This is a genomic window from Pseudomonas sp. B19(2017) (assembly GCF_002113165.1).
In the GTDB taxonomy this organism is placed as follows: Bacteria; Pseudomonadota; Gammaproteobacteria; order Pseudomonadales; family Pseudomonadaceae; genus Aquipseudomonas.
The window spans coordinates 246337-272468 of sequence record NZ_NEJR01000001.1 but is presented as its reverse complement, the minus strand read 5'-3'; the positions used below and the strand labels follow the sequence as shown (position 1 = coordinate 272468).

Genomic DNA, 26132 nt, shown 5'->3' with positions numbered 1-26132 from the left:
CTGCGATCAGTGTGCCTTAGCCTGGTCGCGCAGCGCCTGGGCCTCGCGGCAGATTTGCCGGCGCCGTTCGTCATCGGCCGAACGCCACTCACGGATGTGCTCGACATGCCGGTGGCACCCCGTGCACACCCGCTGTTCGTCCAGCCGGCAAACGCTGATGCACGGCGACGGCACGGCGGGGCTGACGTTGCTATAGAGTGGTTTGGGCGGCCGGGCCTGGGTACTGCTCATGTCAGATCTCGTCGAAGTCCAGCTTCTCGCCGGCCCGCTCCCAGACGATGCGTTCGAGCATTTCGCCCAGCAGTTCCTCGCTCTTTTCGCACACCCACTTGCCGCTGTCCTCGTCGTAGTCGAAGTGGAAACCGCCGGACCGGTCGGCCAGCCACAGCTGGCGCAGCGGCTCCTGGCGGCTGAAGATCAGCTGGCCGCCGCCCTCGAACTTGACGGTGAGGACGCCGCCGGAGTTCTCCATGTCCAGGTCCAGGCCGCTCTCGTCGAACAGGTCTTCCAGCGCCTGTTGGGTCGCGTCGACCAGGTCGTGGAAACGCGCTTCACTCAAACTCATTGCAGGAACCTCGAAATTGGCTGCGTTACAGGCAAGCCCGGCAAGATACGGGCGCTGGCCGCTGAATGCAAAGGTTTAGCCGTTGCCCTCACTGGCATGAACTCGAAGCCAGCGCAGTACCTGTGGGAGCGGGCACGCCCGCGAAGCAGGCTCTGCGGTGGTTGGCACGGGCTCCGCCCGTGTTCGCGGGCACGCCCGCTCCCACAGGTACCGCGAAAGGGCCCTTGCAGGCACCAAGAATAGCCCGCCCGGCGGACCGGCCCTTGCATAGGCAAGCCGTCGGTCGCTCGGTATACTCGGGCGCAATACTGCATATTCTAAGGATTTCACCCAATGAAGCGCCTGATTTCCTCCCTTGCGGCGCTGGTCGCTGTTGCCTGCCTCGTTTCGGCCTGCGGCCAGAAAGGCCCGCTTTACCTGCCTGAAGACGGCAAGGACGGCAAGGCCAGCCACAAGTCGCACCAGTACCAGCCAAAAGCCAAGCCGGCCCCGACGCAAGAGCAGCAGCCCGAGTCTGAGCCCGAGCAGTCGCCAGCGCAGTAAAGGAAATCAGATGAACGCTTTCAATTACCGCGACGGCGAGCTGTTCGCGGAAGGCGTGGGCCTGTCGGCCATCGCCGAACGCTATGGCACCCCCACCTACGTGTATTCGCGCGCCCACATCGAGGCCCAGTACCGCAGCTACGCCGACGCCCTGCAAGGCACCGAGCACCTGGTGTGCTTCGCGGTCAAGGCCAACTCCAACCTCGGTGTGCTGAACGTGCTGGCGCGCCTGGGGGCAGGCTTCGACATCGTCTCCGGCGGTGAGCTGGAGCGCGTGCTGGCCGCTGGCGGCCGTGCCGACCGCGTGGTGTTCTCCGGCGTCGGCAAGACCCGCGACGACATGCGCCGTGCCCTGGAAGTCGGCGTGCACTGCTTCAACGTCGAATCCACCGACGAACTGGAGCGCCTGCAAGTGGTGGCCGCCGAGATGGGCAAAGTTGCCCCGGTCTCGCTGCGGGTCAACCCGGATGTCGACGCCGGCACCCACCCGTACATCTCCACCGGCCTGAAAGAGAACAAGTTCGGCATCGCCATCGCCGATGCCGAGGCCATCTACGTGCGCGCCGCGCAGCTGCCAAACCTGGAAGTGGTCGGTGTCGACTGCCACATCGGTTCGCAGCTGACCACCGTCGAGCCTTTCCTCGATGCCCTCGACCGCCTGCTGGTGCTGGTCGACCGCCTGGCCGAGTGCGGCATCCACCTGCGCCACCTGGACCTGGGTGGCGGTGTCGGCGTGCGTTACCGCGATGAGGAGCCGCCGCTGGTGGCCGACTACATCAAGGCCATCCGCGAGCGCGTCGGCGACCGCGACCTGGCCCTGGTGTTCGAGCCGGGCCGCTACATCGTGGCTAACGCCGGCGTCCTGCTTACCCGCGTGGAATACCTCAAGCACACCGAGCACAAGGATTTCGCCATCATCGATGCAGCGATGAACGACCTTATCCGCCCGGCCCTGTACCAGGCCTGGATGGGCATCAGCGCGGTCAAGCCACGCACAGGCGAAGGCCGTGCCTACGACCTGGTCGGCCCGATCTGCGAGACTGGCGACTTCCTCGGCAAGGATCGCGTACTGAACCTGGCCGAAGGGGACCTGCTGGCCGTACAGTCCGCGGGCGCCTATGGTTTTGTCATGAGCTCCAACTACAACACCCGTGGCCGTTGCGCTGAAATCCTGGTCGACGGCGACCAGGCCTTCGAAGTACGCCGCCGCGAGACCATCGCCGAATTGTACGCTGGCGAAAGCCTGCTGCCGGAGTAACCCCATGCTGCTGCGTTTTACCAAGATGCATGGGCTGGGCAACGACTTCATGGTCCTCGACCTGGTCAGCCAGCATGCGCACATCCAGCCCAAGCACGCCAAGCAATGGGGTGATCGCCACACCGGCATCGGCTTTGACCAGTTGCTGATCGTCGAGGCACCGAACAACCCTGAAGTGGACTTCCGCTACCGCATCTTCAATGCCGACGGCTCCGAGGTCGAGCAGTGCGGCAACGGTGCGCGCTGCTTCGCCCGCTTCGTGCTGGACAAGCGCCTGACCGCGAAAAAGCGCATCCGCGTGGAAACCAAGAGCGGCATCATCGAACTGGACGTACAGAATGACGGCCAGGTCAGTGTCGACATGGGCCCACCGCGCTTCATCCCTGCCGAAATCCCCTTCGTCGCCGACGAGCAGGCGCTGAACTACCCACTGGAAGTCGACGGCCAGGTGCATTCGATTGCCGCCCTGTCCATGGGTAACCCGCATGCCGTGCTGCGTGTCGACGATGTGCGTACCGCACCAGTGCACCAGCTGGGCCCGAAGATCGAAAACCACCCACGCTTCCCACAGCGGGTGAATGCCGGCTTCCTCCAGGTCATCGACCGCCACCGCGCCAACCTGCGTGTATGGGAACGTGGCGCCGGTGAAACCCAGGCCTGCGGCACCGGCGCCTGCGCCGCCGCCGTGGCAGCGATCAGCCAGGGCTGGATGGACTCTCCGGTGTCCCTCGACCTGCCCGGTGGCCGCCTGCATATCGAATGGGCCGGCCCCGGCAAGCCCGTGCTGATGACCGGCCCGGCCGTACGTGTCTACGAAGGACAGGTTCGTCTCTAAGCGAGTAACCGCCATGACCGATCAGCCCCAGGTTGTACCCCAGCAGTCCGCCGAGCTCGATGCCGAAGCGGTGGTCGCCTACCTGCGCGCCCACCCCACTTTCTTCGCGGAGCACGACGAGCTGCTGATCGAACAGCGCATCCCGCACCAGCGGGGCGACAGCGTGTCGCTGGTAGAGCGCCAGCTCAAGCTGCTGCGCGACCGCAACATCGAGATGCGCCACCGCCTGTCGCAACTGATGGACGTGGCCCGTGACAACGACCGGCTGTTCGACAAGACCCGCCGGCTGATCCTCGACCTGCTCGATGCCGGCAGCCTGGAAGAAGTGGTGATGGCGGTCGAAGACAGCCTGCGCCAGGAGTTCCAGGTACCCTTCGTCAGCCTGATCCTGTTCGGTGAAAATGTCGCGCCGGTCGGGCGCTGGGTGAGCAACGCCGAAGCGCAGCAGGCCATCGGTGCCCTGCTGGGCGGCGGCAAGACGGTCAGCGGCAACCTGCGCGAGCACGAGCTGGCCTTCCTGTTCGGTGAAGAACAGCGCCGGGAAGTGGGCTCCAGCGCCGTGGCTGCCCTGGAATACCAGGGCCTGCACGGGGTGCTGGCGATCGGCAGCCGCGACCCACAACACTACAAGAGCAGCGTCGGCACCCTGTTCCTCGGCTACATCGCCGAAGTACTTGGCCGGGTTGTGCCCCGCGTTACCCAGACCCTGCGCCCGGTACGTTGATGGAACGCCAGCTGGAGGCTTATTGCGCACACCTGCGCAACGAGCGCCAGGTGTCCGAGCACACCCTGCTGGGCTACCGCCGCGACCTGGACAAGGTCGTCGCCTACTGCAAGGAACACGGCATTGCCGATTGGCAGGCGCTGCAGATCCAGCAGCTACGCCAGCTGATCGCCCGCCAGCACCACCACGGCCAGTCCTCGCGCAGCCTGGCGCGGCTGCTGTCGGCGGTACGTGGCCTGTACCGCTACCTGAACCGCGAAGGCCTGTGCCAGCACGACCCGGCCAGCGGCCTGAGCGCGCCCAAGGGCGAGCGCCGGCTGCCCAAGGTGCTGGACACTGACCGCGCCCTGCAACTGCTCGATGGCGGTGTCGACGATGACTTCATCGCCCGTCGCGACCAGGCCATTCTCGAACTGTTCTATTCGTCGGGCCTGCGCCTGTCCGAACTGACCAACCTCGACCTTGATCACCTCGACCTCGCCGCCGGGCTGGTGCAGGTGCTGGGCAAGGGCGGCAAGGCCCGCGTGCTGCCGGTCGGCCGCAAGGCCCGCGAGGCCTTGCAGGCCTGGTACCGCCTGCGCGGCATCGGCAACCCGCGCGACCGTGCGGTGTTCATCACCCGCCAAGGCAACCGTATCAGCCCCCGGGCCGTACAGCAGCGGGTGAAGGCGGCCGGTGAGCGCGAGCTGGGCCAGCACCTGCACCCGCACATGCTTCGCCATTCCTTCGCCAGCCACGTGCTGGAATCGTCCCAGGACCTGCGCGCCGTGCAGGAAATGCTCGGCCATGCCGACATCGGCACTACGCAGATCTACACCCACCTGGACTTCCAGCACCTGGCCGCGGTGTACGACAGCGCCCACCCTCGGGCCAAACGCAGCAAAGGCACAGACTCATGAGCATCAAGCTGATCACCTTCGACCTCGACGACACCCTGTGGGATACCGCGCCGGTGATTGCCAGCGCGGAAGTCGTGCTGCGCGACTGGCTCGAAGCCAACGCCCCAATCCTTGGCGGCGTGCCGGTGGAGCACCTGTTCGCCATTCGCGAACGCCTGGTACAGGCCGAACCTGGCCTGAAGCACCGCATCAGCGCCCTGCGCCGCCGAGTGCTGTTCCATGCCCTGGAGGAAGTCGGCTACAGCGAAAAGCATGCGCAGGAGCTGGCCAACGAAGGTTTCGAAGTGTTCCTGCATGCCCGCCACCAGGTGGAGATCTTTCCGGAGGTGCAGCCGGTGCTGGAGATCCTGCGCCACCACTACACCCTGGGCGTGGTCACCAACGGCAATGCCGACGTGAGCCGGCTGGGGCTGGCGGACTATTTTCGCTTTGCCCTGTGTGCCGAGGACCTCGGCATCGGCAAGCCGGACCCGGCGCCGTTCCTGGAAGCGCTGCGCCGTGGGGATGTGGAGGCCAGCGCGGCGGTGCACATCGGTGACCACCCGGGCGATGACATCGCCGGCGCTCAGCGTGCCGGGCTGCGGGCGGTGTGGTTCAACCCGCAGGGCAAGGCCTGGGTAGGCGAGCAGGCGCCGGATGCCGAGATCCAGCGCCTTTCGCAGTTGCCCGACATCCTCGCGCGCTGGCGCTGACAGGGGCTGCGCAAGGCTTAGGCCTGCGGTGATCCTGTGGGAGCGGGCATGCCCGCGAAGAGGTCGGCACAGGCAACACAAAACCCAAAGGCACAAAAAAGCCCGCAGCGACGGCGGGCTTTTTTTCGTTCAGCCACTCAGATAGGGCGGCTGCCGTACTTGTTGTCCGGCTTCTTGGGCGGATCCGCGACCACATTGGCCTCGACTTCCTGAACCTTGCCACCGCGAGCGAGGAACTCTTCCATGGCCTTGGCCAGGGCGTCACGCTCTTTCTGCTTGGCTTCCATGCTCGGCATCTCGTCTACCGAGACTGCCGCCTTGGATTTGCCCTTGGCAACGGGTGCCGGGCTGCTGTCGTCATCGCCAGCATCTTCGGCAACGTCATCAGTTGCCGCTTCGAGGCCTTCATCGCCCTCGTCTTCGTCGCCTACTTCGAGGTCATCATTTTCCAGATCGTCGTCGCTCATGTTCTACCTCATGACTTGCGAAAAGCAGGTTAGTTATAGACCAGTGCAGCCGTAGACCGGCAGCCACCAGTGAAAATTCAACTGGCCGTGGGTTAGGCCACTGCCCATGGGTCGGCGCTCCTGATGGGAGGCGGCACCCAGCAGGCCCTGCTCCTGGCAGGACCTGACAAATCCTTTAGCCCCTGCTGGCCACACGCTATTGGCAAGCCTAGCAAAGGCTGGCGAAGCGTGTGGACTACTCGTCAAACACCCTTCGGCGCGCATTCTAGCGCGCCAGCAGAAAAAGCAAAGCACCATGAATGCTCTGCGTTTTGTAAGTTTTCAGCCTAAGTCGCGAACGTGTCGAATAAACCGTTTGCCGTGCGGGAAATGCTAAAAATCTGGCAAAAAAATGCCCGGCAAGCCGGGCAAGTTTTTACCGCGTCGCAGTTACAGGTTGTAGCCGCGCTCGTTGTGCTGAGCCAGGTCGAGGCCGACCGACTCTTCTTCTTCGCTGACCCGCAGGCCCATCACCAGATCCAGCACCTTGAGGATCACGTAGGTAACGATGGCGGTGTAGACCACGGTGAAGATCACGCCCTTGGCCTGGATCCAGACTTGGGCACCGATGTCGGTGACCGCGCCAAAGCCACCCAGCGCTGGCGCTGCGAACACGCCAGTGAGGATCGCACCGAGGATGCCCCCGACACCGTGCACGCCGAAGGCGTCCAGCGAGTCGTCATAGCCCAGCTTGCGCTTGAGGCTGGTGGCGCAGAAGTAGCAGACCACGCCCGAGACCAGGCCGATCACCAGGGCGCCCATCGGGCCTACGGTACCGGCAGCCGGGGTGATGGCGACCAGGCCTGCGACCACACCCGAAGCGATGCCCAGGGCACTCGGTTTACCGTGGCCGATCCACTCGGCGAACATCCAGCCCAGGGCTGCGGCAGCGGTGGCGATCTGGGTCACCAGCATGGCCATGCCGGCAGTGCCGTTGGCGGCCGCGGCAGAGCCAGCATTGAAGCCGAACCAGCCGATCCACAGCATGGCCGCGCCCATCAAGGTGTAGCCCAGGTTGTGCGGGGCCATCGGGGTGGTCGGGTAGCCCTTGCGCTTACCCAGCACCAGGCAGCAGACCAGGCCAGCGATACCGGCATTGATGTGCACCACGGTGCCACCGGCGAAGTCCAGCACGCCCCAGTCCCACATCAGCGCACCGTCACCGCTCCAGACCATGTGCGCGATCGGCGCATAGACCAGGGTGAACCAGATGCCCATGAACACCAGCATCGCGGAGAACTTCATGCGCTCGGCGAAGGCACCGACGATCAGCGCCGGGGTGATGATGGCGAAGGTCATCTGGAAGGTGATGAATACCGCTTCAGGGAACAGCGCGGCAGCCGAGGTCAGGTTCGAGGGCGTGACGCCGCTGAGGAACGCCTTGGAGAAGCCGCCGACGAAGGAATTGAAGTTGAGCACGCCCTTTTCCATACCGGTGGTATCGAAGGCCATGCTGTAGCCGTAGACGACCCAGAGAATGCTCATCAGGCCAGTGATTGCAAAGCACTGCATCATCACCGACAGCACGTTCTTCGAACGCACCATGCCGCCATAGAACAGGGCCAGGCCCGGAATGGTCATGAACAGCACCAGCGCCGTTGCGGTCAGCATCCAGGCGGTGTCGCCGGAGTTCAGCGCTGGGGCAGCTTCCTCGGCCAGGGCAAGCCCGGGCATTACGAGGGACAATAGGGCTCCTAGCCCTGCGATCTTACGCAGAGTCATGTTGTTTTCTCCTGGGGCGTTGGGTTTGGTGAGGCTTTGTTGCTGTTTAGATCGCGTCGGTATCGGTTTCGCCGGTACGGATACGGATCGCCTGCTCCAGATTCACCACGAAAATCTTGCCGTCACCGATCTTGCCGGTGTTGGCTGCCTTGGTGATGGCTTCGATTACCCGATCAAGGTCCTTGTCATCGATGGCGACATCGATCTTCACCTTGGGCAGGAAATCGACCACGTATTCAGCACCGCGATACAGCTCGGTGTGGCCCTTCTGCCGACCGAAGCCTTTGACTTCGGTGACCGTGATGCCCTGCACGCCGATTTCCGACAGCGACTCGCGCACGTCGTCCAGCTTGAACGGCTTGATGATGGCTGTGACTAGCTTCATGAAACTCTCTCCCGATTTGGTGGACTTGCCCCAGGAAAACAAACCCGTCTCAAGTCTAAGCGCAGCAGTTGGCTTTGTAACGCGTCGTCGGCATCCGGCTCCGCATGCGCACTGCCTGGTCACAAAGAACCGCATCAGTGCATGGCTCGTACGGGGCGTTGCAGAAACCTTGCCAGTTCTGCCAACGCGCGGGAAAACAGCGAGTTATGTGAATCAGTCGGGATTGGCCAGTCGCCAGCATCGAAAACATGCACAATTTCGGTGCGGTCCGACCTGGCGCGTTGCTCGAAAAATGTGCAGTTTCAGAGGAGCGCTGCTTTCTGCAGGAGCCAGCGACGAGGCCGAATGCACATGCATGCGTGCTACACTGCCGGCCATTTCCCAGTATCAGTGGACCGCCCCATGCTCGCGCCCAAAGCCCTTCTCGACGCCCTGAGCGACCAGGCCTCGCGCCTGTTCAGCAGTGATACCGCCCAGCCCCGCGCCGAACTGGAAAGCCAGTTCAAGCTGCTGATGCAAGGTGCCTTCAGCAAGCTGGACCTGGTCAGCCGCGAAGAATTCGACAGCCAGATGGTCGTGCTGGCGCGTACCCGTGCACGCCTCGAGGCCCTGGAAAAACAGGTAGCCGAGCTGGAAGCCCGGCTTGACCCGACCCCACAGGATGATTGAATGCAGCCCTCCAGCGCTTACCCGGTATTGTTGTTTTCCTACGGCACCTTGCAGGACAAGGCCGTGCAACTGGCCAACTTCGGCCGCGAACTGAGCGGGCAGGCCGACCGCATGCCGGGCTACCGCCAGGACTGGGTCGAGATCACCGACCCGGCCGTGCTCGCGGCCAGCGGCAAGTCCCATCACCCTATCGTCAGCCCCAGCAGCCAGAGCGACGACAGCGTGGCCGGTATGGTCTTCCAGATCAGCGAAGAGGAGCTGGCGGCAGCGGACCGCTATGAAGTCGCCGACTACAAACGCGTGGCCGTCACCCTCGCTTCGGGCCTGAGCGCCTGGGTCTATGTCCGCGCCTGAGTCCTTCGGGCGCGCAGCCGGCACCCACCCAACGGGGTGAGCATGCAGCGGGCAATCGCTGCCTGAAAAACCAGGACGCACACTTCCTGCGCCGCTCCGTGCCGCGCTCGCTATGCTTGCAAAGCCGCAGGAAGCGGCCCTTTTCAGCGACAACGGAGCGTCCATGTCCCTAGCCCTCGTCCACAGCCGCGCCCAAGTGGGTGTGCAGGCACCGGCAGTCAGCGTCGAAACCCACCTGGCCAACGGCCTTCCCCACCTCACCCTGGTCGGCCTGCCGGAAACCACGGTCAAGGAAAGCAAGGACCGGGTACGCAGCGCCATCGTCAACTCCGGCTTGAACTACCCGCAGCGGCGCATCACCCAGAACCTCGCCCCCGCCGACCTGCCCAAGGATGGTGGGCGCTATGACCTGGCCATTGCCCTGGGTATCCTCGCCGCCGATGGCCAGGTGCCAACGGCCAGCCTTGCCGAGGTCGAATGCCTGGGTGAACTGGCGCTGTCTGGCAAGTTGCGCCCGGTGCAGGGCGTGTTGCCCGCTGCACTGGCGGCACGCGAAGCAGGCCGGGCGCTGGTGGTGCCACGGGAAAACGCCGAGGAAGCCAGCCTGGCAGGCGGGCTGGTGGTGTATGCGGTGGGGCACCTGCTGGAGCTGGTCGCCCACCTGAACGGCCAGGTGCCGTTGCCGCCGTATGCCGCCAACGGCCTGATCCTGCAACAACGCCCGTACCCGGACCTGAGTGAGGTGCAGGGCCAGCTGGCGGCCAAGCGCGCCCTGCTGCTAGCGGCAGCCGGGGCACATAACCTGCTGTTCACCGGCCCCCCCGGCACCGGCAAAACCTTGCTCGCCAGCCGCCTGCCGGGGCTGTTGCCACCGCTGGACGAGCACGAGGCACTGGAAGTGGCGGCAATCCAGTCGGTCAGCGGCCATACGCCACTGAACAGCTGGCCGCAGCGGCCTTTTCGTCATCCGCACCACTCCGCTTCCGGCCCGGCACTGGTCGGCGGCAGCAGCCGGCCACAACCGGGCGAAATTACCCTCGCCCACCACGGCGTGCTGTTTCTGGATGAACTGCCGGAATTCGAGCGGCGTGTGCTGGAAGTGTTGCGCGAACCGCTGGAGTCGGGCGAGATCGTGATTGCCCGGGCCCGCGACAAGGTCCGTTTCCCCGCACGCTTTCAACTGGTGGCGGCAATGAACCCCTGCCCTTGCGGCTATCTGGGCGATCCCACTGGCCGCTGCCGTTGCAGCACCGAGCAGATCGCGCGGTATCGCAACAAGCTGTCCGGGCCGTTGCTGGACCGTATCGACCTGCACCTGACCGTGGCGCGGGAGAGCACCACGCTGAACAATCAGCCCTGCGGCGAGACCAGTGCCGATGTGGCGGCCAAGGTGGCCGAGGCACGTGAACTGCAACAACGTCGGCAAGGGTGTGCGAATGCGTTTCTCGACCTTGAGGGGTTGCGCCGCCATTGTGGGCTGGCGGCGGCGGACCAAGCCTGGCTGGAGGGGGCCTGTGAACGGCTGACCCTGTCGTTGCGCGCGGCGCATCGGTTGCTGAAGGTTGCGCGAACGCTGGCGGATCTGGAAGGTAGCCAGGCAATTGGCCGGGCGCATCTGGCCGAGGCCCTGCAGTACCGGCCGGGGAGCAGTTAGATTGCCGGGGCTGCTTTGCAGCGCCGGATCGATGTTAAAGCTACCGGCCTCTTCGCGGGCTTGCCCGCTCCCACAGGTACTGCGCAGGTCTCAAGAACTGTGCGATCCCTGTGGGAGCGGGCGAGCCCGCGAAGGGGCCGGGACCGCAATACCTCACTGATCGCCAGTCAAAGCCTCTTCAACCAGCTTCAGTAGCACCTCGTCAGAAAATGGCTTGCCCAGGCAGGCCAGCGCCCCGAGCGCCATCGCCGCGTGCACCGCCCCTTCATCCCAATGCGCCGACATGCAGATCACCGGCAAACGCCAGCCCAGCCGGGCCAGTTCGCGCTGCACCGCCAGCCCGCTCATGCAGGGCATCCTCAGATCGAGCAGCACACACCCCGCCTGCCGCGCCGACGCCGAGGCCAGAAACACATCGCCCGCAGCGAAAGACAGGCTCTCGAACCCGGCTGAGCGCAACAGGTTGGCCAGGCTTTTGCGCACCGACGCATCGTCGTCGACGATGCACACCGCTCTGCTCATGCGCCGCCCAGGCCCTCAGGCCGCGTCCCGATGACGTTGTGCATGGCCACCAGCTCCAGCAGCGAGCGGGACTGCATCTTGTTCATGATGTTCTTCTTGTGCACCTTGGTCGTAACCTCGCTGGTGCCGATATGCCTGGCGATCTGCTTGTGCGACAGGCCGCCGACCACCAGCGAGAACACCTGGCGCTCACGCTGGGTCAGGCGCTGGTACTTTTCCTCGACCTGCCGCGCATGGTGCCACTTGCGGCCTTCGACCACTGCGCGCGTGCGCACCGCCGGCAACAGTGTCAGCAGCTGGTCTTCGTCGAACGGCTTGGTCAGGAACTCCACTGCCCCGGCACGCATGGCCTGGACAGTCATCGGGATGGTGCCGAAGCCGGTCATGAACACGATCGGCCAGGGTAGCGCCAGCCGGCGCAGCGCGTCTTGTACCTCCAGGCCGCTGGTATCGGGCAGGTGCATGTCCAGCAACAGGCAGGCACAGGGCGTTTCCAGGCGGGCCTCGAACAACGCCTCGGCACTGGCGAACAACTGATGGGGAATGTCCTGAGAACGCAGCAGACGGCCCAACGCCGTACGCACCGACGGGTCGTCATCCACCACCAGCACCGGCACGTTGAAGTGCTCATCGAACAGCTCGAGAGTGTCGGCCCCGGCGCACAGTGGCGACTGGACCGACAGGGTGCCAGGCACCTCGAAGCTGATCTCGGCAGCCAGGCGGTAGCCCCGCCGCGGCACGGTCTGGATCAGGCCACGGTCGCCGAAGGCCTTGCGCAGCAAGGACACCTGCACCTGCAGGTTGTTGTCCTCGACCACCGTGCCGGCCCACACCTGGCTGAACAGCTCGTCCTTGCCGACCACCCGGCCCTTGGCCTTGATCAGCGTCGCCAGCACCTCGAAGGCTCGCCCGCCCAACAGGATCGGCCGGCCGTCAATATAGACTTCGCGCCGCTCCAGCGACACCTGGGCATTACCTATTCGGATCATGGCTTCCTCGCGCGGGCACGGGCGTTCCCCAGCCCCGGGCAGCCTAGGCCAGCGTACGCCTTCAGACAATTATCCCGAGGGATAGGTTGACCTGAGGACTATACAAAAGCCCGTCACCCAGCAGGGGACGATAACGGACAACAGCGTGCCCGTTTCTGCCAAGCAGGCTGCAGCCCGCATCCGTACTGGGCCCGCTGCGTATACTCGCACGTCAGGATGTCGCTAGCAGGGGTGCCTTATGCTCGATGAACGCCTTGCCCACAGGCCAATCGATTACGACCAGTCCATCGACGAGGGCTGGCTGAATCGGTGTGACATCAGCGCGCTGGGCCAGGAAGGTGAGCTCAGCTACTTCCGGCTTCAAGACCCTGACACCCAACAGGCCTGGATCGCCGTACGCGCCCCGCGCGAGGCCCCCGCCGCCTGCCAGCGCCTGGAGCGTGACTACCGCCTGCAACTGGACCCGCAGTGGGCGGTGATCCCCTCGGCGTTCGTGCGTTCGGCCGAAGGCCCGCTGCTGGTGTACCCTGCCGGCCGCTCCATCGCTGACCTGATCGCTGAAGGCCCGATGGCCCTGGCGCCGTTTCTCGAAGTCGCGGTAAACGCGGCCACTGCCCTGGCCCTGGCCCACGAACGCAATGTGCTGCACGGCGCGCTGCAACCCGAGCATGTGTGCCTGCACACCAACCAGCGCGTGCGGCTGGGCTGCTTTCGCGCCGACCCGGCGCAGCTGATCAGCGAACAAGGCACCCCGCTCGGCAACTGGGCGTACCTGGCGCCGGAACAGGTCTGCCCGCACGGCAGCAGCAGCGACCGACGCACCGACATCTATGCCCTGGGCGCGATCCTCTACCAGCTACTGCTGGGCGAACTGCCGCTGGCCGGGCGCGACACCCAGCACTGGCGACAGCTGCATGCCGGTGTGCAGCCGCGGGCGGCCTGCGAAGTGAACCGCAATGTCCCGCAGCCCCTCAGCCGGATCCTGGCCAAGGCCTTGGCCAAAGAGCCGGACGCCCGCTACCAGAGTGCCCGCGCCTTGGCGGTGGACCTGGCCCACTGCCAGCGGCAGTCGGCTGCCGGCAAGACGATGGAGGCTTTCGAACCAGCTTGTGCCGACCCGGTCACGCCAAGCCGCGCACGCCTGTATGGCCGCTGCGCCGAACAGAAAGCCATCGCCCTGCTGCTCAAGGCCCTGCGCCGCGACAGCCAACCCCATGCCCTGTTGATCAACGGTGCCGCCGGCATGGGCAAGTCGAGCCTGGTCGAGGCAGCTCTCAAGGCCAACGCCAAGGGCTACTGGGCCATCGGCAGGTGCAACAGCGTTGCCCAGGCCATTCCCTACGCGCCCTGGGTCGAAATTCTCGGCGCACTGACCACCCAGTTGCTGGCCAAGAACAGCCAAGACCTCGACACCCTGCGCCGCGAGATCCTGCGTCGCATCAAAGGCCACGGCCGGCTGCTCGCCAAGCTGGCGCCAGACCTGCAACTGGTCCTCGGCCCCCTGCCCGAACTGCCAGCCAAGCCCACGCGTCTGACGCTGCAGAAGGAGCTGCGGGCGGTCGTCGAATTCCTGCAAGTGTTCAGCCGCCCCGGCCAGCCGCTGGTGCTGTTCTTCGATGACCTGCAGTGGGCCGACGACGCCAGCCAGCAACTACTGGCGCTACTGCTGGCTCACGCGCCAGGCAACCTGCTGCTGATCTTCGCACGGCGTAATGATGCACCAGCCGGTAGTACAACTCTTGCTCTACCTGCAACAGTGCGCAGCACCACGCTGAACCTGCGGCCCCTGGACGTGGGCGCGGTGACCGAGCTGATCGGCGAGCGCTACCACGTCGGCCCCGAGGATGCATTTCAGGTGGCCGAACTGGTGCACGGCAAAACGGCGGGCAACCCGTTTTTCATCAATCAGATCCTCCGGGCCATGGTGGAGGATCAGCTGTTCACCTTCGACGCCCAGGCCATGCGCTGGTCATGGTGCCTGCAGGCCGTGGCCCGCCATCGCTACTCCGACAATGTCGCCGACCTGCTGATCGACCGCTTGGCGCGCCTGCCAGCAGCGCAGCGCGACCTGCTGCGGGTGGCTGGCGCCGCGGGCAGCCGTTGCGATGAACGCCTGCTTCACCATGTCCTCGTCAAAGTGCCCGGCGAACCGTTGAAAGCCCTGATTGACGCGGGTTTCCTGCAAACGGGCCAGAACGGCCTGGGCTTTGCCCACGAACGGGTGATGGAGGCCGCATACGCTCTCACGCCCGTGCGCGAGCGTGCCCCGCTGCATGCACATATTGCCCTGGCCATGCGCCGCGCCTGGCAAGATGACTTGCACGAGGTGCTGTTCGAACTCGCCAACCAGCTGCAACGCGCCAGCCCATACGGGTTTGCAGCGGCCGACTGCGAAACGTTCCTGCTGCATTTACGCGAAGCAGCATCACGCGCACGCGACGACGGCGCCTTAGAGCAGGCCGCTGGCTACCTGCATACGGCCGAGCAGTTGCTGCACCACGGCGCCACGTTGGAAAGCCGCGCCACGCATGGCTTTGCCATCGCCTGCATGGCCACCGAGTGCGACATGCAACTGTCGCGAATGACCGCGGCCGAGGCGCGCATCAGCGAATGCCGCCAGCGCGCACGCTCGTCGCTGGACCAGGCGCGGGTGTGCCGGCTGCAGGCTCTGCTGTACACCTTGCGCGGCGACTATCAGGCGGCCATCGACAGCGCCATATCCGGCCTGGACTTGCTGGGTACAAGCCCGGTGCGGGGTGCCGACTGGCAACAGGTCGAGGCCAGTCATGCCCGGGTACAGGCTCTGGTCGAACAGAAAGGCCGGCACTGCCTGGAGTCGCTACCGTGCACCGATTCGGAGGAAGTGACGGTTGCCATCAGCCTTCTGGCCACCCTTTCGTCATCGTTTTTCGTAAAGGATGACATCTGCTTCCTGCACCTGGCCAAGCTCATGGAGCTGTCGCTGCTGCACGGCGTTGCCCCGGGGAGCACCTACGGCATGGCCTGGTACGGGGTGATGATCGCCGAGCATTTCGGCGCCTACCATGACGGCCATGCCTGTTGCCTGGCCGCGCTCAAGCTGATCGAGCGGCACGGTTTCGACGCTGACCTGACCAGCGCGCTACTGGCCCTGGACCAGGTCAGCGCCTGGACCTCGCCCATGGAGTTCGCCCGCCGTACCGCGCTGGATGCGGTCGACTCGGGGCGCCTGAGCGGTGACCTGGCGATGAGCTGCTATGCCTGCAACCACCTGGTTTCCGATTCGCTGTTCATGGGCCGCTACCTGCCGGATGTGTTGGAGGAACTGGCGCAAGGCCTGGCCACCGTGCGTCACTACGGTTACCGCGACATCGAGCAGATCCTGCAGGCCCAGCAAGCGTTCGTCGCAAAATTGAGCAGCATGCCCTGCCCGGCCTTGCCCGCAGCCTCGAAATCGCCCACCACGCGGTTCTTCCAGTACCTGATGGCCGGTATGTGCGACTTCTACCTGGGCAACATCCCGCAGGCCATGCGCAACCTGGCACTGGCCGGCGACAACACCTGGGCGGTACCGGCGCACATCAACCTGGCCGACTATCACCTGTTCCGCGGCCTGGCCCTGGGCAGCCCCGAGGCCGCTGGCAGCCCTGCCGACAAGCTGCGCGAGCTTCAGGCCCTGCGCGAACGCTTCGGCCGCTGGGCCGGCTTCAACCCGGCCACCTTCCGCAACAAGCTGTTGCTGATCGAAGGCGTGATCGCCAAGCTCGAAGGCGACGGCCTGGCCGCCATCCGCTGCTTCGACCAGGCACAGATCGCCGCCAGCGCTGCCGGTTTCATCCACGAGCAGGCGCTGGCCCACGAACAGCTGGCCGAGGTATGTATCCCCAGCGGCCTGATCTCCGGCGCCAACCTGCACCTACGCATCGCCCGCGACTGTTTCCATATCTGGGGCGCGACCGGCAAGGTGCACCAGCTGGAGGCTTTGCACCCGTTCCTGCGCACCCAGCCGATCCAGGAAAGCCATCGCGCCACCCACCAGGCCAGGCTCGATCTGGAAGCCGGTATAAAGGCAGCCCGGGCGCTGTCCGAGGAAGTGCTGCTCGAGGGCCTGATCGAAATCCTGATGGGCCAGCTGACCCAGCATTCCGGCGCCGACCACGGTGCACTGCTGATCGTCAGCGGTGCCGAATTCCAGATGGCTGCCCTCGCCTACATCGACGACGCCGGGCTGCACGTGAGCATGGACGATTGCCAGAAGTTCATGACCCAGGCGCCGCTATCAATCATCAACGCCACCATGCGCACCAAGAAACCGCTGGTGCTCAACGATGCCCAGATCGATTGCCCCGAGGCCTTCCGCCAGCAGCTGCAGGCGCGCAATGCCCGTTCGGTGCTGTGCCTGCCGCTGGTGATCCAGGGCGTGCTGATCGGCCTGGTGTACCTGGAAAACCGCCTGGTGCCGAACCTGTTCGGTAGCCAGCGCCTGGCCATGCTGGAAATCCTCGCCTCGCAGGCGGCGGTGTCGCTGCAGACCGCCAAGTTGTACACACGCCTGGCCGAAGACAACCAGACCCGCGCCCAGATGGAAGCCGAGCTACGCCGCTCACGCGCGGAATTGGCGCGCACTGCGCACCTGCAGGTGATGAACGAGCTGTCGGCATCCATCGCCCACGAGATCAGCCAGCCGCTGCTGGGCATCGCTTCCAACGCCGCTGCCAGCCTGCGCTGGCTGAAGCGCGCCAAGCCCGACCTGGCAGAGGCGATTGCCGGCCTGGAAGACATCCGCAACGACAGCGAACGGGCCGCCAACATAGTGCGTGCGCTGCGCTCGCTGGCCAAGCAGTCGCCAATGCAACTCAAGGTGGTGAAGCTGGACGAACTGATCCGCGAGGTGGTGCGCCTGACCTCGGCCGATGCCGCCAAGGGCACGGTGGACGTGCAGACGCAGTTGCAGGCGGGGGTGAGCGTGATGGCCGACCCGGTGCAGTTGCAGCAGTTGGTGTTCAACCTGATTACCAATGGCCTGGAGGCGCTCGCGGGGTATCGCAGCGACGGGGTGCTGCGCATTGCGTTGGCGGTGGTCGGGGACGGGGTGGAGGTCTGCGTGGACGACAACGGGCCGGGGATAGCCGCGGATGAGCGAGAGCGGGTGTTCAATGCGTTTCATACCACCAAGATGGGCGGCATGGGGATGGGCTTGGCGATTTGCAGCTCGGTGGTGCAGGCCCATGGTGGGGAGTTGCAGGCGCTGGTGTCGGAGCTGGGCGGGTGCCGGATTCGTTTCACGTTGCCTGTGAATGCTTCTTAAGCCTGTACCTGCCTCTTCGCGGGCACGCCAGCTCCCACAGAAACCGTGCAGCTCTCAAGCTGTGCGCTATCCCTGTGGGAGCGGGCGTGCCCGCGAAGGGGCCGGTACAGGTTTACATCAACGGGCGCTCAAGGCCGCATAGCTGTTCATCAGGTTGCGGTAGTTGGGAATGCGCTGCGACAGCAGGTTACCCAGCCCTTCGATGTCGTTGCGCCAGTCCCGGTGCAGCTCACAGGCCACCGAGAACCAGTTCATCATCTGTGCACCCGCCTGGGTCATGCGCACCCAGGCCGCCTGCTGCACGGTTTCGTTGAAGGTGCCAGAAGCATCGGTCACCACGAACACTTCAAAACCTTCTGCCAACGCCGACAGCGTCGGGAACGCCACGCACACATCGGTCACCACGCCGGCGATGATCAGCTGCTTGCGGCCAGTGGCCTTGATCGCCTTGACGAAGTCTTCGTTGTCCCAGGCGTTGATCTGGCCTGGGCGGGCAATGTACGGCGCATCCGGGAACATCTCCTTCAGCTCGGGTACCAGCGGGCCGTTCGGGCCTTGCTCGAAGCTGGTGGTGAGGATGGTCGGCAAGCCGAAGAACCTGGCCAGGTCGCCCAGGGCCAGCACGTTGTTCTTGAACTCGTTGGGCGAGAAGTCCTGCACCAGCGAAATCAGGCCGGTCTGGTGATCGACCAGCAGCACCACGGCGTCGTCTTTGTTCAGGCGCTTGTAATCGGGTTGGCTCATCGGGGTGACTCCTTGGGTTGGGAAACGGGCCGGCACTGTCCACAAGGGGCTATACCGGCGGATAGGTTCGGCTTAAGAATGGGCGTGCGCCTGGCGCCAGGCCTTGGGCGGCTGGCCGACCAGGCGGCTGAAGGCACGGGTGAAATGGGCCTGGTCGCAGAAGCCGCATTCCAGGCTCACATGGGTGATCGGCGCCTCGGTGGCGAGCAGGCGCTTGGCCTTTTCCATGCGTGCCAGCAGGCGCCAGGCTTGTGGCGAGAGGCCGGTGTTGACCTTGAATGCGCGGGAGAAGTGGCTGCGTGTGAGGTTGCACACGCCGGCGATCTCGATGATCGACAACGGGCTGTGCAACATCAGTTCCTTGGCCCGGCGCAACCGCGCAGGCGTAAGCGCGCCGGGAGTTTGCAGCGGCGCTTGGGGCGTCCCGAGGTGCATGGCGACTCTCCTGTTCAATGCAGAAAGTCTCGCCCTCGGCACATGACAAAGTCCTGAGGCAAACCTGAATTGTTATTAATTGTGTGCGGCTGGATACCTTAAGATGCATGACATATTCAGCTACAGAGCCAAGAGGTATGCAGCAAAACGCCCACCGCACCGTGGCCATGGTGCTGTTCAATGATGTGTTGTTGCTGGATGTCACGGGGCCCATGGATGCGTTCGCCATCGCCAACCGGTTCCTGCCTGCCGAGCGGCAATACCGCTTGCTGACCCTGGCCGAGGGGCAAACGGCGGTGCGTGGCTCATGCGGGCTGAAGGTGATCGCCGACCTGCGTCTGGAAGACTTGCCGGAAGCCGTCGACCTGTTGCTGGTGCCAGGCGGCCCAGGGGCCTATGACATCGCCCTGCCAGGCATCGAACGCTGGCTGCCCCAGGCCGTGCGCCGGGCCAAACGCTTCGGCGCCATCTGCACCGGGGTCTTCCTGCTGGGCCGGGCCGGGCTGCTGAATGGCTATCGCTGCACCACCCACTGGAACTACGTGGAGCGCCTGGCAAAGGCGTTCCCCGAGGCCAAGGTCGAGACCGAGCAGATCTACGTGATTGATCGCTGCCTGATTACCTCGGGCGGCATCACCGCTGGCATCGACCTGGCGTTGGCGGTGGTGGCCGAGGACCATGGCAAGGCGCTGGCCCTGGAAGTGGCCAAGGTGCTGCTGGTCGCCCGCCATCGCCAGGGCGGGCAGACACCCTACGGGCCACTGCTGGCGGCAGTACCGCGAGACGATTCGCCGATTGCCCGGGTGCAGGCGTACATCGTCGACCATATCGAGCAAGCCTTCACCGTGCAGAAAATGGCAAACCTGGTGGCCATGAGCGGGCGCAACTTTGCCCGGACCTTTCTGCGCGAGGTTGGGATCACGCCGCTGCAGTACCTGCAGAATGCGCGCATCGACCGGGCGCGCAAACTGCTGGAAGGCACCGACCTGCCCTTGAAGGTAGTGGCGGCGCAGTGCGGGTTTGGCAGTGACCGGCATTTGCGCAAGGTGTTTTGCGAGCGGATTGGCATGACGCCAGCGCAGTATCGGGCGCAGTTTGGTGGCGGTGAATAGTCGGATCTGCGCTGCCTTCTTCGCGGGCACGCCCGCTCCCACAGAGATTACACCGGCCTCAGGGGCAGTGTTGTACCTGTGGGAGCGGGCGTGCCCGCGAAGAGATCACCACAGGTTGTCACCCGTATCGGGACAATGTTTCTCCCCGAGAGCAGATTGTTCGACGCCATCTCAACCCCCAGAATCGTCCGCCAAACTGATCTAACGCTGCCCCGGCAGCTCATGGAGTACGAGCCAATGCCACACGAAGGCAGCCTTCTGCAAACCGCGGTGATCTTCCTGCTCGCCGCTGTCCTCGCCGTCCCGCTGGCCAAGCGCCTGCAACTGGGGGCGGTGCTCGGTTACCTGCTCGCCGGTGTGATCATCGGCCCGCAGGCGCTGGGCCTGATCCGCGACACCGAAAGCGTGGCGCACATTTCCGAGCTGGGCGTGGTTCTGCTGCTGTTCATCATTGGCCTGGAACTGTCGCCCAAGCGCCTGTGGCTGATGCGCAAGGCCGTGTTCGGCGTCGGTACCGCCCAGGTGCTGCTGACCGGTGCGCTTATCGGCGCCATTGCCCTGTTCGGCTTCAGCCAGACGCTACCGGCGGCCATCGTGCTCGGCCTGGGCCTGGCGCTGTCGTCCACCGCCCTTGGCCTGCAGAGCCTGGCCGAGAGCAAGCAGCTCAACGCCCCGCACGGCCGTTTGGCGTTCGCCATTCTGCTGTTCCAGGACATCGCCGCCATCCCGCTGATTGCCTTGGTGCCGCTGCTGGCAGCCAGCGGCCCGGACACCAGCCATGGCGACAGCTTGCAACACGGCCTGAAAGTGTTCGCCAGCATCGCCGTGGTGATCATCGGCGGCCGCTACCTGCTACGCCCGGTGTTCCGCACCGTCGCCCGTACCGGTCTGCCAGAGGTATCCACCGCCACCGCGCTGCTGGTGGTGATCGGTACTGCCTGGCTGATGGAAGAAGCCGGCATTTCCATGGCCCTGGGCGCCTTCCTTGCAGGCCTGCTGCTGGCCGACTCGGAGTACCGCCATGAGCTGGAATCGCAGATCGAGCCGTTCAAGGGCCTGTTGCTGGGGCTGTTCTTCATCAGTGTAGGCATGGGTGCCAACCTGCACCTGCTGCTGGAAATGCCGTTGGTTGTGCTGGGCCTGACCCTGCTGCTGGTGACCGTGAAGCTGGTGCTGCTGGTCGGCGTCGGCCGCCTGGCCGGTGGCCTGAACAGCGCCAGCGCCCTGCGCCTGGGCATGGTGCTGGCTGCCGGTGGCGAATTTGCCTTCGTGGTGTTCAAGCTGGGCAAGGACCAGGGCCTGTTCGATACCCAGACCTACGACTTGCTGCTGATGACCATCACGTTGTCGATGGCTATTACGCCGCTGCTGATGATTGGCTGCGCCCACGCCCTAAAGCGCCCGCAACCGGCGCGTGAGGTGCCGGAGCATTACAAGCAGATCCAGGCTGACACGCCACGGGTGGTGATCGTCGGCATGGGCCGCATGGGCCAGATCGTCGCGCGTATCCTGCGGGCACAGAAGATTCCGTTCATTGCCCTGGAAACCTCGGTAGACACCATCGAGATGACCCGTATGTTCGAACAGGTGCCGGTGTTCTACGGCGACCCGCTGCGCCCCGAGGTGCTGCATGCCGCCAAGGTGGGCGAGGCGGAGTATTTCATCATCACCATCGATGACCCGGAAGCTGCCATTCACACGGCGGAACGGGTGAAGCGCCTGTACCCGCACCTGAAAGTGCTGGCCCGCGCGCGTAACCGCCAGCATGTGCACAAGTTGGCGGATGTCGGCGCCGAGCCGATTCGCGAGACGTTCTACTCCAGCCTGGAGATGACCCGCCGGGCATTGGTGGGGCTGGGGTTGAGCGAAGAGCAGGCGGCGGACCGGATTGCGCGGTTTACCCAGCATGACGAAGAGGTGCTGGTGGCCCAGGGGCAGGTGCGGGATGACCGGGCCAAGGTTATGCAGACAGCCAAGGAGGCCCGGGCGGAGTTGGAGCGGTTGTTTGATTCGGATGCGGATTGAGCTATCGCCTGTGCCGGCCTCTTCGCGGGCTTGCCCGCTCCCACAGGAATATGCGCAAACCTGCCAGGCAGCGCAGTCCCTGTGGGAGCGGGCGAGCCCGCGAAGGGCCGCGTAGCGGACCCAATGCACAAAAATATCAGCAGCATCCTACTTCGTTGCGAGCCATTTCCTACTCAGCCATACCATCTGACGAATTATCCTACGCACCGTGTCGAAGCCCGTCTGATTGTCCGGGGAAAGCCTGCTCTCTAGGCTTGCCGGGTCGCTGTCGGTTCAGCGATCGGGTGTGGAAACCCGGCAGGTAAATCGGAATAGCTGTTGTCATGGCAGCTGCGCGCGGGAGGCCGAATGGCCTGCCGGGGTTCCGATAGCCTGGCTTTCCACCCCGCGTGCAGCCGCCACCCTTCGCGTGGAAACGGATGGTGCCGGCCAACCTCTATCGGAGTTTGGCTATGAAAAAAATTGTTCCCAATCCACCTCTCCCCAACACCAAAGAACGCGCCTTCAGCCGCTGCGATGCCGGCCATCCACCTTTGTTCACAGTAAACCCAGACGTCTCTGCCCACGACGCCCTGGTGCATGTCGCCCAGTACCTGCGCGGCGCCTACGATTGTGGCTACAAAGCCCTGGAACACCTGGATGAAACCGGCAAGAGCCTGTTCTGGAGCAACCTGAATGCGCTCGAAATGGCAGAAGGGCTGGTTGAGGCATTGCTGGATGGGATTGAGTCGCAGCCCATGAATTGATGTTGTCCTTGCTGGCCTCTTCGCGGGTGAACCCGCTCCCACAAGGATCACCACAGGCGCTGAAACTGTGCAGTACCTGTGGGAGCGGGTTTACCCGCGAAAGGGCCAGCGCAGCAAACAAAAAAGGCCAGCTCCCTACAGAGGGAGCCGGCCTTTTTTGCATTCAACTAACGGGCTGTTACTTACCCGCAGTCAACGCGCTGTAGCTGGTAATCAGGTTGCGATAATCCGGAATGTGGTTGGAGCACAGCGCCGCCAGCCCTTCGATGTCGTTGCGCCAGTCGCGGTGCAGCTCACAAGCCACGCCGAACCAGGTCATCATCTGTGCGCCAGCGCGGCTCATGCGGTCATGGGCAGCATCGCGGGTCATTTCGTTGAAGGTGCCGGAAGCATCGGTCACCACGAACACTTCGAACTCTTCTTCCAGGGCCGACAGCGCTGGGAAGGCTACGCACACTTCGGTCACCACGCCGGCGATGATCAGCTGCTTCTTGCCAGTGGCCTTCACCGCCTTGACGAAGTCCTCGTTGTCCCAGGCGTTGATCTGGCCTGGGCGGGCGATGTACGGGGCGTCCGGGAACAGGGCTTTCAGTTCCGGTACCAGCGGGCCGTTCGGGCCTTGTTCGAAGCTGGTGGTGAGGATGGTCGGCAGGTTGAAGAACTTGGCCAGGTCGGCCAGGGCCAGCACGTTGTTCTTGAACTTGTCCGGCTCGATGTCGCGGACCAGGGACAGCAGGCCAGCCTGGTGGTCGACCAGCAGGACAGCGGCGTCGTCTTTGTTCAGGCGGTTGTAGGTGAATTTGCTCATGGTCTGTGCTCCTGAAGGTTATGAATTTTTCAGCAATCTGGGGTGTTTCGCGTTGATGGGCACAGATTAAAATCATCACCTTTGTGGCGGTAGATAGCAGAATTTGGCTTTAGCGTTCCGTTTTATGAACGATGGATTTGTAGGGGCTGTGCCGGCCTCTTCGCGGGTGAACCCGCTCCCACAGGGATGGCGCCGGGCTTGAGCCCTGTGCAGTACCTGTGGGAGCGGCTTTAGCCGCGAAAGGGCCAGCACAGGCAACCAAGTACCTGGAGACCGATCATTGGAAGACCTCAACTCCCTCTACTACTTCACCCAGGTAGTCGAGCACGGCGGCTTCGCCCCGGCTGGCCGGGCGCTGAACATGCCCAAGTCGAAGCTCAGCCGGCGCATCGCCGATCTCGAAGACCGCCTGGGCGTGCGTCTGCTGCACCGCACCAGCCGCCATTGTTCGCTCACCGAGATCGGACAGGCCTACTACAACCGCTGCCTGGCCATGCGCGTGGAGGCCGAGGGCGCGGCGGAGATCATCGAGCGCAACCGCAGCGAACCGCGCGGTCTGGTGCGTATCAGTTGCCCGACCACCCTGCTCAATTCCTGGGTCGGGCCGATGCTGACCCGCTACATGCTCAAGTACCCGCAGGTGGAGCTGTTCATCGAGAGCACCAACCGCCGTGTCGACCTGCTGCACGAGGGTTTCGACGTCGCTCTGCGGGTACGCTTTCCGCCGCTGGAGAACACCGACATGGTGATGAAGGTACTCAGCAACAGTACCCAGTGCCTGGTCGGTCAGCCGCAGTACCTGGAGCAACTGCCCAAGGGGTTTGACCCACAGTTGCTGGGCACGCTGCCCAGCGTGCATTGGGGCAGCGCGCAGCGGGAGTATCAGTGGGAGCTGTTCCAGGGCGAGGACAGCAGCCGCAGCATCGTCATCCCGCACACGCCACGCATGGTTACTGACGACCTGTTCGCCTTGCGCCACTTCGTGGTGGCCGGGGTGGGTATTGCGCACCTGCCTCGGGTGGCGGTGCGTGAAGACCTGGCGGCGGGGCGGCTGGTGGAGTTGCTGCCGGACTGGCACCCGCGTTGCGGCATCGTGCATGCGATCTTCCCGTCGCGGCGGGGGCTGCTGCCGTCGGTGCGGGCGTTGATCGATCATCTGGCCGAGGAGTTTGCGATCAGCGACATGGCTTGAGTTCTGGGTTGGCTGTACAGGCCTCTTCGCGGGCTCGCCCGCTCCCACAGGTATTGCACAGGGTTCAGAGCCTGTGGTGAACCTGTGGGGCGGGCAAGCCCGCGAAGAGGCCGGCACAGGCAAGACCAGCCAGAGCACACACATACAAGCCCCCTTGCCTATCCTTCATCCACAATCCCGGATCATCCCCCCTGGAGCCCCCATGATCCGCGCCACTCACGGACCAGGCCGCGCCCTGCTCGCCACCCTCGCCCTGTACCCGGCGCTCAGCCAGGCCGAAGAGCCCGGCTGGTCGCTGCTCAGCCGCAACTACTTCCTGCACAGCGACTTCCGCTCGCCCTCCGGCAGTGGCCAGAACTACCGCCAGGAATGGGCCCAGGGCTTCATCGGCGAAATCCGCTCCGGTTTCACCGAGGGCACACTCGGCGTCGGCATCGATGCCCATGGTTTTCTCGGCTTCAAACTGGACGGCGGCCGCGGCCATGCCGGCACTGGCCTGCTGCCGCGCGACAGTGATGGCCGTGCCGAGTCCGACTACTCCAGCGCCGGTGCAGCACTCAAGCTGAGGATGGGCAATACCCAGCTGCGCTACGGCGAAATGACCGTGGAAACCCCGGTGTTCGACACCAGCGACAAACGCCTGCACCCGGAGTACGCCACCGGCTGGTTCCTGGATAACACCGATCTGCCCGACTGGCGCCTGCAGGCCGGGCGCTTCACCGCCTTCAACAATCAGGACAACAGTTCCAGCCATGATGACTTCAGCGGCTACGGCGCTAGCACCGACAACCGTGCCATCAGCCTGGCCGGTGCCGCGTTCGCTCCCGACGGGCCATTCGGCGGTGCACTGTACGCTGGCCAGCTGGAGGACACCTGGCGCCAGGCCTACCTCAACCTGAACCTGGCCGAAGGCAACTGGCGCCTGGACGGCAACCTGTACAAGACCCGCGACACCGGCAATGCCAGTGCCGGGGCAATCGACACCCTCGCCTACAGCCTGCTGGCCAGGTACAGCTTCGGCGCCCAGGCGCTGAGCCTGGCCTACCAGAAGGTCGAGGGCGACACGCCGTTCGACTTCGTTGGCGGCGACTCCATCTACCTGGCCAACTCGATCAAGTACGCCGACTTCAATGGCCCCGGCGAGCGCTCGTGGCAACTGCGCTACGACCTCGACTTCGCCAGTTTCGGCGTCCCCGGCCTGAGCCTGATGGGGCGCTATGTCAGCGGCCGTGGCATCGACGGCAGCCATGCCCCGGCGGGCGGCGCCTACGTGGGCCAGTACGGCGAAGGCGGCAAGCACTGGGAGCGCGACATCGACCTGAAGTACGTGGTGCAGTCGGGCGCCGCCAAGGACCTGAGCCTGTCGTTTTCCCACGTCAGCCACCGCGCCAACCAGGCCCAGGCCGGCGATGACATCGACCGGATCTACCTGATCATCGAATACCCACTCAAAGGCAGCTTCTGAC

General features: G+C 64.6%; 25 protein-coding genes. 15 read left to right on the top strand and 10 right to left on the bottom strand.

Annotated features, from left to right (window positions below):
• Positions 1-6 precede the first annotated feature (6 nt).
• Together CAF70_RS01330 and cyaY are read right to left on the bottom strand one after the other, a co-directional pair.
• Positions 7-231, bottom strand: coding sequence for a DUF1289 domain-containing protein (locus CAF70_RS01330; protein ID WP_013974742.1), 225 nt, complete (start codon positions 229-231; stop codon positions 7-9).
• 1 nt (position 232) lies between these two features.
• Complete coding sequence (cyaY, locus tag CAF70_RS01325; protein ID WP_085621566.1) at positions 233-565, bottom strand: iron donor protein CyaY; 333 nt, start codon at positions 563-565, stop codon at positions 233-235.
• A gap of 333 nt (positions 566-898) precedes the next feature.
• On the opposite strand from cyaY, the gene CAF70_RS01315 reads away from it, so the two are divergent.
• From CAF70_RS01315 to CAF70_RS01290, 6 genes are read left to right on the top strand one after another with little or no spacing between them, the layout of a single operon-like run.
• Positions 899-1108, top strand: coding sequence for a lipoprotein (locus CAF70_RS01315; protein WP_085621565.1), 210 nt, complete (start codon positions 899-901; stop codon positions 1106-1108).
• Between the two features lie 10 nt (positions 1109-1118).
• The gene (gene lysA, locus CAF70_RS01310) at positions 1119-2366 is read left to right on the top strand and encodes a diaminopimelate decarboxylase (protein WP_085621564.1); all 1248 of its coding nucleotides are present in this window, start codon (positions 1119-1121) and stop codon (positions 2364-2366) included.
• A 4-nt stretch (positions 2367-2370) separates the two neighbouring features.
• A complete protein-coding gene (gene dapF, locus CAF70_RS01305) occupies positions 2371-3201 on the top strand; it encodes a diaminopimelate epimerase (protein ID WP_085621563.1) in 831 nt (276 codons plus the stop codon).
• Positions 3202-3214: 13 nt separating this feature from the next.
• Positions 3215-3925, top strand: a complete 711-nt coding sequence (locus CAF70_RS01300) for a DUF484 family protein (RefSeq protein ID WP_015272252.1) — start codon at positions 3215-3217, stop codon at positions 3923-3925.
• Positions 3925-4824 carry a tyrosine recombinase XerC gene (gene xerC, locus CAF70_RS01295; RefSeq protein ID WP_013974746.1) on the top strand — a complete coding sequence of 300 codons (900 nt, stop codon included), beginning with the start codon at positions 3925-3927 and terminating at the stop codon, positions 4822-4824. Before CAF70_RS01300 ends, xerC begins: the two co-directional genes overlap by 1 nt.
• Complete coding sequence (locus CAF70_RS01290) at positions 4821-5516, top strand: HAD family hydrolase (protein ID WP_013974747.1); 696 nt, start codon at positions 4821-4823, stop codon at positions 5514-5516. The genes xerC and CAF70_RS01290 overlap by 4 nt, the downstream gene beginning before the upstream one ends.
• A gap of 137 nt (positions 5517-5653) precedes the next feature.
• On the opposite strand, the gene sutA is transcribed toward CAF70_RS01290, so the two are convergent.
• From sutA to glnK, 3 genes are all read right to left on the bottom strand, one after another.
• Positions 5654-5983 carry a transcriptional regulator SutA gene (gene sutA / locus CAF70_RS01285; protein ID WP_085621562.1) on the bottom strand — a complete coding sequence of 110 codons (330 nt, stop codon included), beginning with the start codon at positions 5981-5983 and terminating at the stop codon, positions 5654-5656.
• Between the two features lie 429 nt (positions 5984-6412).
• Complete coding sequence (locus CAF70_RS01280) at positions 6413-7744, bottom strand: ammonium transporter (RefSeq protein WP_085621561.1); 1332 nt, start codon at positions 7742-7744, stop codon at positions 6413-6415.
• Positions 7745-7790: 46 nt separating this feature from the next.
• Complete coding sequence (gene glnK, locus CAF70_RS01275; protein WP_002555808.1) at positions 7791-8129, bottom strand: P-II family nitrogen regulator; 339 nt, start codon at positions 8127-8129, stop codon at positions 7791-7793.
• 402 nt (positions 8130-8531) lie between these two features.
• Here glnK and CAF70_RS01270 point away from each other — a divergent pair, with 402 nt between their 5' ends.
• From CAF70_RS01270 to CAF70_RS01260, 3 genes are all read left to right on the top strand, one after another.
• Entirely contained in the window at positions 8532-8798 is a 267-nt protein-coding gene (locus tag CAF70_RS01270; RefSeq protein ID WP_085621813.1) for an accessory factor UbiK family protein, read from the top strand.
• On the top strand, positions 8799-9152 hold the full coding sequence (locus CAF70_RS01265; RefSeq protein ID WP_085621560.1) for a gamma-glutamylcyclotransferase family protein: 354 nt from the start codon (positions 8799-8801) through the stop codon (positions 9150-9152).
• 163 nt (positions 9153-9315) lie between these two features.
• Positions 9316-10806: a YifB family Mg chelatase-like AAA ATPase gene (locus CAF70_RS01260; protein WP_085621559.1), complete on the top strand. Its 1491-nt coding sequence runs from the start codon at positions 9316-9318 to the stop codon at positions 10804-10806.
• 153 nt (positions 10807-10959) lie between these two features.
• Here the strand turns inward: CAF70_RS01260 and CAF70_RS01255 are convergent, their stop codons facing one another.
• Together CAF70_RS01255 and CAF70_RS01250 are read right to left on the bottom strand one after the other, a co-directional pair.
• Positions 10960-11328 (bottom strand): response regulator transcription factor, encoded by a 369-nt coding sequence (locus CAF70_RS01255; RefSeq protein ID WP_178076334.1) that lies wholly within the window; start codon positions 11326-11328, stop codon positions 10960-10962.
• Positions 11325-12317, bottom strand: coding sequence for a response regulator (locus CAF70_RS01250; protein WP_085621557.1), 993 nt, complete (start codon positions 12315-12317; stop codon positions 11325-11327). The genes CAF70_RS01255 and CAF70_RS01250 overlap by 4 nt, the downstream gene beginning before the upstream one ends.
• A gap of 238 nt (positions 12318-12555) precedes the next feature.
• Here CAF70_RS01250 and CAF70_RS01245 point away from each other — a divergent pair, with 238 nt between their 5' ends.
• Positions 12556-17604 (top strand): ATP-binding sensor histidine kinase, encoded by a 5049-nt coding sequence (locus CAF70_RS01245; RefSeq protein ID WP_085621556.1) that lies wholly within the window; start codon positions 12556-12558, stop codon positions 17602-17604.
• Positions 17605-17721: 117 nt separating this feature from the next.
• Here CAF70_RS01245 and ycaC (CAF70_RS01240) read toward each other — a convergent pair whose 3' ends face one another.
• Both ycaC (CAF70_RS01240) and CAF70_RS01235 read right to left on the bottom strand, forming a co-directional pair.
• Positions 17722-18348, bottom strand: coding sequence for an isochorismate family cysteine hydrolase YcaC (ycaC, locus tag CAF70_RS01240; RefSeq protein WP_085621555.1), 627 nt, complete (start codon positions 18346-18348; stop codon positions 17722-17724).
• A gap of 72 nt (positions 18349-18420) precedes the next feature.
• Positions 18421-18783: a helix-turn-helix domain-containing protein gene (locus tag CAF70_RS01235; protein ID WP_085621554.1), complete on the bottom strand. Its 363-nt coding sequence runs from the start codon at positions 18781-18783 to the stop codon at positions 18421-18423.
• 137 nt (positions 18784-18920) lie between these two features.
• Here CAF70_RS01235 and CAF70_RS01230 point away from each other — a divergent pair, with 137 nt between their 5' ends.
• The 3 genes from CAF70_RS01230 (at position 18921) to CAF70_RS01220 (ending at position 22666) form a co-directional block, all read left to right on the top strand.
• On the top strand, positions 18921-19895 hold the full coding sequence (locus tag CAF70_RS01230; protein WP_085621553.1) for a GlxA family transcriptional regulator: 975 nt from the start codon (positions 18921-18923) through the stop codon (positions 19893-19895).
• 237 nt (positions 19896-20132) lie between these two features.
• Complete coding sequence (locus tag CAF70_RS01225) at positions 20133-21920, top strand: monovalent cation:proton antiporter-2 (CPA2) family protein (protein WP_085621552.1); 1788 nt, start codon at positions 20133-20135, stop codon at positions 21918-21920.
• Positions 21921-22372: 452 nt separating this feature from the next.
• Positions 22373-22666 (top strand): hypothetical protein, encoded by a 294-nt coding sequence (locus CAF70_RS01220; RefSeq protein ID WP_085621551.1) that lies wholly within the window; start codon positions 22373-22375, stop codon positions 22664-22666.
• Between the two features lie 178 nt (positions 22667-22844).
• On the opposite strand, the gene ycaC (CAF70_RS01215) is transcribed toward CAF70_RS01220, so the two are convergent.
• Entirely contained in the window at positions 22845-23474 is a 630-nt protein-coding gene (gene ycaC / locus CAF70_RS01215) for an isochorismate family cysteine hydrolase YcaC (RefSeq protein WP_085621550.1), read from the bottom strand.
• Between the two features lie 280 nt (positions 23475-23754).
• Between ycaC (CAF70_RS01215) and CAF70_RS01210 the strand changes: the two genes are divergently transcribed.
• Together CAF70_RS01210 and CAF70_RS01205 are read left to right on the top strand one after the other, a co-directional pair.
• On the top strand, positions 23755-24666 hold the full coding sequence (locus CAF70_RS01210) for a LysR substrate-binding domain-containing protein (protein ID WP_085621549.1): 912 nt from the start codon (positions 23755-23757) through the stop codon (positions 24664-24666).
• Positions 24667-24868: 202 nt separating this feature from the next.
• On the top strand, positions 24869-26131 hold the full coding sequence (locus CAF70_RS01205) for an OprD family porin (protein WP_085621548.1): 1263 nt from the start codon (positions 24869-24871) through the stop codon (positions 26129-26131).
• Position 26132 lies beyond the last annotated feature (1 nt).

Excerpts from the sequence above, each read along its gene's own strand:
- lysA (WP_085621564.1), top strand. The coding sequence starts at position 1,119 with ATGAACGCTTTCAATTACCGCGACGGCGAGCTGTTCGCGGAAGGCGTG.
- CAF70_RS01300 (WP_015272252.1), top strand. The coding sequence starts at position 3,215 with ATGACCGATCAGCCCCAGGTTGTACCCCAGCAGTCCGCCGAGCTCGAT.
- CAF70_RS01290 (WP_013974747.1), top strand. The coding sequence starts at position 4,821 with ATGAGCATCAAGCTGATCACCTTCGACCTCGACGACACCCTGTGGGAT.
- CAF70_RS01315 (WP_085621565.1), top strand. The coding sequence starts at position 899 with ATGAAGCGCCTGATTTCCTCCCTTGCGGCGCTGGTCGCTGTTGCCTGC.
- CAF70_RS01230 (WP_085621553.1), top strand. The coding sequence starts at position 18,921 with ATGCAGCAAAACGCCCACCGCACCGTGGCCATGGTGCTGTTCAATGAT.
- CAF70_RS01225 (WP_085621552.1), top strand. The coding sequence starts at position 20,133 with ATGCCACACGAAGGCAGCCTTCTGCAAACCGCGGTGATCTTCCTGCTC.
- CAF70_RS01255 (WP_178076334.1), bottom strand. The coding sequence starts at position 11,328 with ATGAGCAGAGCGGTGTGCATCGTCGACGACGATGCGTCGGTGCGCAAA.
- ycaC (WP_085621555.1), bottom strand. The coding sequence starts at position 18,348 with ATGAGCCAACCCGATTACAAGCGCCTGAACAAAGACGACGCCGTGGTG.
- dapF (WP_085621563.1), top strand. The coding sequence starts at position 2,371 with ATGCTGCTGCGTTTTACCAAGATGCATGGGCTGGGCAACGACTTCATG.
- glnK (WP_002555808.1), bottom strand. The coding sequence starts at position 8,129 with ATGAAGCTAGTCACAGCCATCATCAAGCCGTTCAAGCTGGACGACGTG.
- CAF70_RS01205 (WP_085621548.1), top strand. The coding sequence starts at position 24,869 with ATGATCCGCGCCACTCACGGACCAGGCCGCGCCCTGCTCGCCACCCTC.
- CAF70_RS01265 (WP_085621560.1), top strand. The coding sequence starts at position 8,799 with ATGCAGCCCTCCAGCGCTTACCCGGTATTGTTGTTTTCCTACGGCACC.
- CAF70_RS01280 (WP_085621561.1), bottom strand. The coding sequence starts at position 7,744 with ATGACTCTGCGTAAGATCGCAGGGCTAGGAGCCCTATTGTCCCTCGTA.
- CAF70_RS01245 (WP_085621556.1), top strand. The coding sequence starts at position 12,556 with ATGCTCGATGAACGCCTTGCCCACAGGCCAATCGATTACGACCAGTCC.
- CAF70_RS01330 (WP_013974742.1), bottom strand. The coding sequence starts at position 231 with ATGAGCAGTACCCAGGCCCGGCCGCCCAAACCACTCTATAGCAACGTC.
- CAF70_RS01235 (WP_085621554.1), bottom strand. The coding sequence starts at position 18,783 with ATGCACCTCGGGACGCCCCAAGCGCCGCTGCAAACTCCCGGCGCGCTT.
- sutA (WP_085621562.1), bottom strand. The coding sequence starts at position 5,983 with ATGAGCGACGACGATCTGGAAAATGATGACCTCGAAGTAGGCGACGAA.
- CAF70_RS01250 (WP_085621557.1), bottom strand. The coding sequence starts at position 12,317 with ATGATCCGAATAGGTAATGCCCAGGTGTCGCTGGAGCGGCGCGAAGTC.
- CAF70_RS01270 (WP_085621813.1), top strand. The coding sequence starts at position 8,532 with ATGCTCGCGCCCAAAGCCCTTCTCGACGCCCTGAGCGACCAGGCCTCG.
- cyaY (WP_085621566.1), bottom strand. The coding sequence starts at position 565 with ATGAGTTTGAGTGAAGCGCGTTTCCACGACCTGGTCGACGCGACCCAA.
- CAF70_RS01260 (WP_085621559.1), top strand. The coding sequence starts at position 9,316 with ATGTCCCTAGCCCTCGTCCACAGCCGCGCCCAAGTGGGTGTGCAGGCA.
- xerC (WP_013974746.1), top strand. The coding sequence starts at position 3,925 with ATGGAACGCCAGCTGGAGGCTTATTGCGCACACCTGCGCAACGAGCGC.
- CAF70_RS01220 (WP_085621551.1), top strand. The coding sequence starts at position 22,373 with ATGAAAAAAATTGTTCCCAATCCACCTCTCCCCAACACCAAAGAACGC.
- ycaC (WP_085621550.1), bottom strand. The coding sequence starts at position 23,474 with ATGAGCAAATTCACCTACAACCGCCTGAACAAAGACGACGCCGCTGTC.